At 64.3% G+C, this 7,312-nt stretch carries 13 protein-coding genes; 12 read left to right on the top strand and 1 reads right to left on the bottom strand.

The window, feature by feature from the left end:
- The 12 genes from MKK53_RS20995 to MKK53_RS20945 all read left to right on the top strand — a co-directional run.
- Positions 1-373: hypothetical protein (locus MKK53_RS20995; protein WP_243930712.1), on the top strand; the 373-nt coding region annotated here is incomplete at its 5' end.
- A complete protein-coding gene (locus MKK53_RS20990; RefSeq protein ID WP_243930711.1) occupies positions 364-546 on the top strand; it encodes a hypothetical protein in 183 nt (60 codons plus the stop codon). The genes MKK53_RS20995 and MKK53_RS20990, both read left to right, overlap by 10 nt.
- 118 nt (positions 547-664) lie before the next feature.
- Positions 665-916: a hypothetical protein gene (locus MKK53_RS20985; RefSeq protein ID WP_243930710.1), complete on the top strand. Its 252-nt coding sequence runs from the start codon at positions 665-667 to the stop codon at positions 914-916.
- A gap of 438 nt (positions 917-1,354) precedes the next feature.
- Positions 1,355-2,032, top strand: coding sequence for a hypothetical protein (locus MKK53_RS20980; RefSeq protein WP_243930709.1), 678 nt, complete (start codon positions 1,355-1,357; stop codon positions 2,030-2,032).
- Positions 2,033-2,061: 29 nt separating this feature from the next.
- Positions 2,062-2,349: a hypothetical protein gene (locus tag MKK53_RS20975; RefSeq protein WP_243930708.1), complete on the top strand. Its 288-nt coding sequence runs from the start codon at positions 2,062-2,064 to the stop codon at positions 2,347-2,349.
- Positions 2,350-2,505: 156 nt separating this feature from the next.
- Entirely contained in the window at positions 2,506-2,760 is a 255-nt protein-coding gene (locus MKK53_RS20970; protein WP_243930707.1) for a hypothetical protein, read from the top strand.
- On the top strand, positions 2,757-3,047 hold the full coding sequence (locus MKK53_RS20965; protein ID WP_243930706.1) for a hypothetical protein: 291 nt from the start codon (positions 2,757-2,759) through the stop codon (positions 3,045-3,047). The genes MKK53_RS20970 and MKK53_RS20965 overlap by 4 nt, the downstream gene beginning before the upstream one ends.
- Positions 3,044-3,913 (top strand): bifunctional DNA primase/polymerase, encoded by an 870-nt coding sequence (locus MKK53_RS20960; RefSeq protein WP_243930705.1) that lies wholly within the window; start codon positions 3,044-3,046, stop codon positions 3,911-3,913. The genes MKK53_RS20965 and MKK53_RS20960 overlap by 4 nt, the downstream gene beginning before the upstream one ends.
- Complete coding sequence (locus MKK53_RS20955; RefSeq protein WP_243930704.1) at positions 3,897-5,306, top strand: phage/plasmid primase, P4 family; 1,410 nt, start codon at positions 3,897-3,899, stop codon at positions 5,304-5,306. Before MKK53_RS20960 ends, MKK53_RS20955 begins: the two co-directional genes overlap by 17 nt.
- Entirely contained in the window at positions 5,306-5,725 is a 420-nt protein-coding gene (locus MKK53_RS25745; RefSeq protein WP_409564386.1) for a helix-turn-helix domain-containing protein, read from the top strand. Before MKK53_RS20955 ends, MKK53_RS25745 begins: the two co-directional genes overlap by 1 nt.
- Positions 5,726-6,084: 359 nt before the next feature.
- Positions 6,085-6,759 (top strand): hypothetical protein, encoded by a 675-nt coding sequence (locus tag MKK53_RS20950; RefSeq protein WP_243930703.1) that lies wholly within the window; start codon positions 6,085-6,087, stop codon positions 6,757-6,759.
- On the top strand, positions 6,746-7,015 hold the full coding sequence (locus MKK53_RS20945) for a hypothetical protein (protein ID WP_243930702.1): 270 nt from the start codon (positions 6,746-6,748) through the stop codon (positions 7,013-7,015). Before MKK53_RS20950 ends, MKK53_RS20945 begins: the two co-directional genes overlap by 14 nt.
- 97 nt (positions 7,016-7,112) lie before the next feature.
- Here MKK53_RS20945 and MKK53_RS20940 read toward each other — a convergent pair.
- Positions 7,113-7,312: hypothetical protein (locus tag MKK53_RS20940; protein ID WP_243930701.1), on the bottom strand; the 200-nt coding region annotated here is incomplete at its 5' end.

The raw sequence follows: 7,312 nt of genomic DNA, 5'->3' as shown, positions 1-7,312 counted from the left end.
GCCGGCTGCGGCCACCCCTAGCCCCACACGGGCGCTGGCGCGGCTAGTTCACCGCTACGAGCGCCTTTACCAATCGCTCGTTCAGGAAGGCGAGCGGTTGGATGGGAGCGGCTGGCTGGATGACGGGACCCACTCAAGACTCGCACGACTGTGTGGCCGCCTTCGGTCACGCATCGCACTCTACCCCGTCACCAATCTCGCTGACGTCTTAGCGAAGGTTAGCGCCTTCGCGGTCTCAAACAGCTTGGAGGACGGGCGCGATCACCTCCGCTGCTGCTTGCGGCAGCAACGGGGCCACGCCTACGACGACGAGGTCGCCGAAGCGGTGGTGTTGGATCTGATGCAGCTAGAGGGGATCCGCTCATGCGCCTGATCCTCTGGCTTCTCGCCCTGCGCGAGGTGCGGATGGCTCGTTTCGAGATGGCCCGATCCGACATGCTCATGTCGCACGCGGAGGCGGCGATTGATCGCTCCCGTGATCGCATGAAGCAGGCGGACAGGTTCGCTCACCGCGCTGGCTACTCGTTCCCCTATCCGGGTCACTAAGCTCTCGACCCGGACGTTCGCCATCGGTTCAAGTGGCAAGGTTGGCCACTTGATTACGTAAGGCGACGGCCCCTCGGGTGCGACGGCCAACTTGGCCACTGCATCAACGGAGCGAGACATGAACGCGAACGACCCCGAACCCTTGGACGACTTCACCCGCCTCTACGCAAAGATGACGGCGATGGAGATCGTCCTCGGCGTCCTCATCGGCCGCTTGTCCGAGGAGAACCCCGAGGTGCGGGAGGATGTGAAGCGCGACGTCGCGGTGATCCTAGCCGAGCTTCCAATCGGTGGGCCGAGCGAAGAACTGATCGCCACCGAGGTCAAGCGAGCGGCGGGCGTGCTGACCAACGTCTCAGTCGGTAGCTGAAACCCGTAGATCGGACCGCTCATAACGGTCCGGTTGCAGGTTCGAGTCCCGCTCCCTCCGTCAATCACACGGCCGATTACGCCACCAAGGCAAAGGCGGCCCCCGCCAAGCCAAGGCCTACCAGAAACAGACCGCCGCCCATCGCCTCGAAGACTGGGCGCTGACGTCGTGTCCATAGGGAAGAAGCGACGGTGCCCGCGCCTGCAACGATACAGAACACGCCCAACGACAGCATGTTGGCCTCCCTGCCGGCTGCGACAGAAAGCGTACGGTCCAGCGGCGATGCAGTTCCGGGGATGGAAGGCGACCCACAGGCTTATCAGCCTTCTCACGAACGCCGCTCGCCCATTCGGTGCGTGCGACGGCCAATTGCACAAATCCGAACGAAATCGAATTCCGATGGGTTTACATCCATTAAAATCCGATTAGATTGGATCTATGGCAAAGCGCAGCGCACTCATTGCAGGCATGGCGGCGGCTCTTCGAGAGCCGGAGCGCAGCATCAATGTGCTGGCGATTGAGTTGGGCAAAGCCGGTTTGATCCGGGCCTCCGGTCGCGGCCTCAACGCGGCCGAGATGACGGTCACAGATGCGAGCAACCTCCTGATCTCGGCCCTGTCGGGCGGCTATGCGACCGAAACGGCAGCGACCACGGCCCTGGTTCGCAGCGCTGGCTTGATCGGTGGCAAGGATCGTGACGGCAAGACGACGCACAAGCCTCCGTCCGCAGAGGCTTTCGCCCACCTTGGCTTGGACCACTGCTTCCACGAAATGCTGGCCGCCATCCTCGGTAGCTTTGAGCGACACGGCGGGATTGAGGTCAATGAAGATACGCAGCTAATCAACAACGTATCCGTCGCGATCACGCGCAATGCGATCCGATACTTCTGCAAGGTGTCCTTCGACTTCTCGGATGGAGCCGCTTGGTGGCTCACCTACGTCCGCTGGAAGCCCTTCATGGAAGCGGCTGACCGTCGCGATTGGCAGAACCTGGCCGAAGAGGCCCGTGACCGGGAGGGCGGCAAATCAACGACAGAGGCCGTCGGCCGCTTTGTCCTCCACCGCATCGCGGACTGCATCCGTGGTTCGCCAATGAACACCCGCCCCGAGCCGTAAGCCCTTAGGCCCGCACTCAGGATCACGAAATGTCAGACATTCAACAAGCCCTCGCGAGGGCCCCGGCGGAGCTTTGCCCGCAGTCCAAGGTCAGCAAGCCGCGACTGCGCCGCTGGGAGGCCAGCCGCTATCTGCTCGACCGGTACGGGATCGAGATGGCGATTGCGACACTCGCGAAGCTCGCCTGCCTCGGCGGTGGACCGCCCTTCCAGAAGAACGGCCGGGTGCCGCTTTACCCCGTCGACCTCCTAGACGATTGGGCGTTGGCGCGTCTCGGCCGCGTGATCCACTCCACTTCGGAGACCGGTCGTGGCTGAGCAGGCTAGGCGCGCGGCCCGGCATCCGCGTCAGATCAGTCGGCCGATCACCACGCCGCCTTCTGCTTCGGTCGCGATCTTGGACCGCGAGGGCGTAGTGGTTTGTGTGCTCGCCGGCCGTGCAGAGGCGCGCGCTTTCCTTCGGGGAGGCTGCGCATGATCGCCCCCCTCCCCTCGATTCCCTCCGGTCCCAAAACCGTGGTGGTTTCCCTTCATCGGGATGCCGTCGCCGACATCGCCCATCAGGCCAGCCTCTACGCCAGGCACGCGGTCGAGTATGCGGCGCTCCGCGACGACCGCGGGCTGATGCGCTCTCTGCGCCTGCTCACGATTTGTGCCGCCCATGCGGCCGAGGCACTGCCCGGCTTCGCCGAGGCGGTCGCGGAGTCGGAAGAGGAGGCGCGTCGATGATCCCGCGTCATCTCCTCCAGCACGACGACTTCCTCTGGGCGCTCGACCACAGCACGCGGCGATACCGGGTGCGAGAGGCGCGAGCCGGTGACCGACCGCCTGGCCCGGTGCGGTCCTACGCTGGTCTGATCACCTTGGTTCGCATCGATAGCGGCGCGCTGCTTGTGCTGGCGGCCTGCTGCGGGGTCTCACCCGACGAGTGGGTCGATAGCGATGCCTATGCAGATTTCCGCCTTCTGGCGATCAGTCGCAAACATGCGCTGCGCGATTTTCGGGGGCGCTCATGAGCACCACCCTCGATGCCGCCCTCTACCTCGTGCGCCGTGGCGGACGTGTCTTTCCCCTACACGGCATGCGGCATGATTCGGCGGGGCGGTTCCTCTGCACCTGCGGCAAGCCCGACTGCGATGACGCCGGCAAACATCCTCTGGCGAAGCTCGCACCGAGCGGTCTGAACAACGCGACGTCGCACGAACACATCGTGCGGCACTGGTTCACCAACGCCCCATTCGCCAACGTCGGCTTAGCGACGGGCCACACCATCGTACTCGACGTCGATCCCCGTCACGGCGGCGATGCTAGCCTCGAGGCGTTGGAGGCCGAACACGGGTTGTTGCCGGAGACCACCCGCGCCCTCACCGGGGGCGGTGGCCAGCACATTTTCTTCCGTCCCCCGGAAGGTGTCGAGATCCGCAACAGCACGGGTGACAACGGTGGCTTGGCACCCGGCCTCGATATCCGTGGGACTGGCGGCTACATCGTCGCCCCGCCGAGCCTGCACGCATCCGGACGGCAGTACGCGTGGTCCGTAGACCACCACCCCGACGAGGTGCCCCCTGCGCCAATGCCGGCTTGGCTCGTCGCGGCCCTGGCGCGTCCCCGGAATGGGAGAGCGGGACGCGACCCGTCTGAATGGCGGCGGCTCGTGGCCATGGGCGTGGGAGAAGGCAATCGGAACACCGCTGTCTCCCGGCTGAGCGGGCTTCTCTTACGCCGTTGGGTGGACGCTGAGGTCACCCACGAACTGGTGCAGGCCTGGAATATCGCTCGCTGCCGACCGCCGCTCTCGCCCGAGGAGGTGACGAAGATTGTTGGCTCCATCGCCCGCAAGGAACTGCAGCGCAGGGAGGGCCGTGGTGTCATCGCCACTTGAGGATATTCTAAACATTTCTGACTTCCAGCAACGCGGCACCGCCACTAGCGGCAGTAATGGCGACTTGCTGACCGAAGACTGGGCTGCCCGGACTTTCGCCGAGCGCTATACAGGCGAGCTTCTATTCTGCCATGACACAGCGAAGTGGCACACCTGGACCGGAGCGGCATGGGTGCCGAACCGGTGCGGGTTGGCGTTTAAATACGCCCGTCAGCTCGCCCGCGAGATGTGCGCCAACGAGACAGCAAAGACTAGGTTCATCGCGAGCAAGACTAGCTTCGCCGCCGGTGTCGAGCGATTTGCCCGCTCAGACCCCGCCTTCGCTGTCACCATCGAAGGATGGGACGCTGATCCATGGCTTCTGGGAACGCCCGGTGGAACGATTGATCTTCGGACTGGTGAGTTGCGCGAGGCGCGTCGTGAGGAGCGCATCACTAAGCTTACGGCAGTCGCACCGGCAGAGGCGCCGGACTGCCCGACTTGGCTGCGCTTCCTTGATGACGTGACGCAGGGCGATGCAGGCTACATCCGGTTCCTACGGCAGTGGGCTGGATACTGCCTGACCGGTGACACCAGCGAGCAGGCTCTGTGTTTCGCTTACGGTGGTGGCGGAAACGGCAAGGGTGTGCTGATCCACGTCCTGGCTGGTATCCTGGCGGACTACGCTGTGAACGCCGCCATGGAGACATTCACGGCGGCCAAGCACGACCGGCACCCGACAGAAATCGCGGCACTGCGTGGGGCCCGTCTCGTCACGGCATCAGAGACGGAGCAGGGCCGGCAGTGGGCCGAGAGCAGGATCAAGCAGCTCACCGGCGGTGACGTGATGCGCGCCCGGTACATGCGCCAGGACGAATTTGAGTTCGTGCCCGTCCTGAAGCTGCTCATCATCGGCAACAACAAGCCCGGCCTGTCTAGCGTGGACGATGCCGCCCGGCGCCGGTTTAACTTGCTGCCATTCCTGTTCAAGCCTGCGGCGCCCGATCCGCAGCTCGAAGAGAAACTGCGCGCCGAGTGGCCTGCGATCCTGCGCTGGATGATTGAGGGCTGTTTAGACTGGCAGGCCAATCGTCTGGTGCGTCCAGAAGTCGTGAAAGTCGCGACCGACGAATATTTCGCGACGCAGGACACGTTCAGCCAGTGGTTGGAAGAGCGCTGCATCGTCGAGAAAACCAATCCGTACCGCAAGGCGACGACGCAGGAGCTATTTTCGTCCTGGACTGACTATGGAAAGTCTAACAACGAACCGATAGGGACCCTGACAAGCTTCGGTGAAAGAATGGATAAGCTCGGGTTCAAGAAGAACAAGCACGTCCCGACCGGCGTCGGTAGTCGGGCGCGCGGGTACGAAGGGGTCGAGGTTAGGCCCCTTCCCAGTAGGGGAGCTGAGTGATGGGGCGGGTTGGGGCGGGTTCTCCCTACTGCACGCACACGCGCACGCGCGTAAGTGAAGGTAACCGGAGTGGTCGCCCCAACCCGCCCCAAGGTCACGGAGTGGCCGATCACGCTGGCCCGCACTGCTTGGTCCCCTTCGACCGACGGGAAGGGCTAACCACGGCAGAGGCTGCCGAGCAGGCAAATCGCACCGAGCGCACAATCCGAATGTGGTGCCGTGACCATGACATCGGCCGACATGTCGCGGGCGGCCCATGGCTAGTGTCCAAGGTGGCTCTGGCCATGTTCCTGGACGGCAACGACACCGCGCTTCGCGCTTATTTAAGGGGCGACAGGTGCTCGAAATTGGTTCGAACTTACTACGATGCGGTTGGCTTAGACGGACTTATCGCAAGATGGGCCGGCGTCGCCACATGAACGCCGCGGAAATCGTGACGTAGCAACAGAGTCGAATTTGACCGAACTTCACTTCGAACAACTGGAGTGATGACGATGCAGACTGCAGACAAGATCGCTCTCACCATCGAAGACGCCGTCCGCGTGGGACCTCTTCCGCGGACCAGTATCTATCAGGCGATTAGCGATGGGCGGTTGGCTGCTCGGAAAGATGGCCGCCGAACCTTCATTATGAAGACGGAATTCGAGCGCTTCCTTTCAAATTCTCCGCTTGCCACCATCCGTCTCGGCACGGCTGGCCGACGTAGCACCAATGGCGACGGCCCGCGCACGCCGCCGGCCTCTCCCGCCCTCGCTCGCGCAGCTTGAGGGAGATCGGTATGAACGCGCTCCCGACCGCCAACGTCCGTCAGACCTGCCAAGACCGCGCCCTTGCTCCCGTTGTCGGTCTCAAGCCCAGCAAGGTCGTCCTGTATCCGGTGCCGCCCGCGCCCCGGACCGCCGCTCAGATCGCCGCAGAGCGCGATGCGACCGAGTCGGAACGCGACGCCTTGGAAGGCAGCCGTGCCGGCGTGCTGATGAAGGGTACCACCGACGACGTGGCCAACCTCGACCACCGCATCGCGGTCGTTAAGATCAAGCTCGACCAGTTGGAAGTGCAGCACGCCGCTGCATTCGCCGCCGAAGCCAAGGCCAAGGCTGACTACGAGGCCGAGCAGAAGCGTCGCAAGGAACTGGTTCGCAACGCCCTGAAGGCCAGCGCCGAGGTCGAGAAGCTGGCCGACCAGTACGCCGTCGAAGCCAAGCGCCTCGTGCCTCTTTTGGAAAAGATCCGCGACCGGGCGGCTCTAATCGCCGCCGCCAACTTCGCCCTGCCTGACGGAGCTGATCCGGTCCCGACCGGCGAGCCCCGTTGCAGCTGGCAGGGCCGGCAGGATCAGCTTCACACCTCAATCGCCAGCCGCGTGAAGCTGCCGAACCTCGGCACCGACACCGGCTACATCTGGGGCGATGTCGTCCCGCTCCCCGGGAGGATCGTCAATGACACGCTCTGAGATCAACGAAGGCGCCGCTTGGGCGCGTCACACCCTTCGCAAGCCTGAGCCGGTCGCCGCCAAGCCGAAGCTGACGCAGACCGAGCGCATCGCCGCCTGGATGGCGGAGAACCGCAAGGCTGAGAACGGTGGCACGGCGCAGACCCGTGCCGCCGTCGAGCAGACCCGTCGCGATCTCTCGACCCCCGGCTCAGCCTTCACGGTCGGCGCCGAGCGGTATGCCGCTGACGGCTCCCGCTGGCAGCGCGTCGCCTGACACGGAATTGCGCGTGGTGCCCTTATGGGGCCTCCTTCCCTGCGCGATTGAGGGCGATGCGGTCAGCCCGACAATGGAAGTCAGCCTGTCCTTCACGTCATGGGAGAGGATGCAAGGCTGGCACGACCGCAAATCCCGCCGACCAAAGCGGCGGACGATCCGGGATCGCGGCTGAGGGATGACCTCGCTGCGGTCCCGACACCGATGATGCGGAGAGCCTGATGGCCAGCACCAAGCCCGACACCACCGCCACTGCGACCGCCACCGTGCCGGTGATCGAGATCCCGCCCGTCGATC

It is taken from the genome of Methylobacterium sp. J-076 (assembly GCF_022829405.1).
Lineage (GTDB): Bacteria > Pseudomonadota > Alphaproteobacteria > Rhizobiales > Beijerinckiaceae > Methylobacterium.
This window is presented reverse-complemented; position numbering and strand designations above follow the sequence as displayed.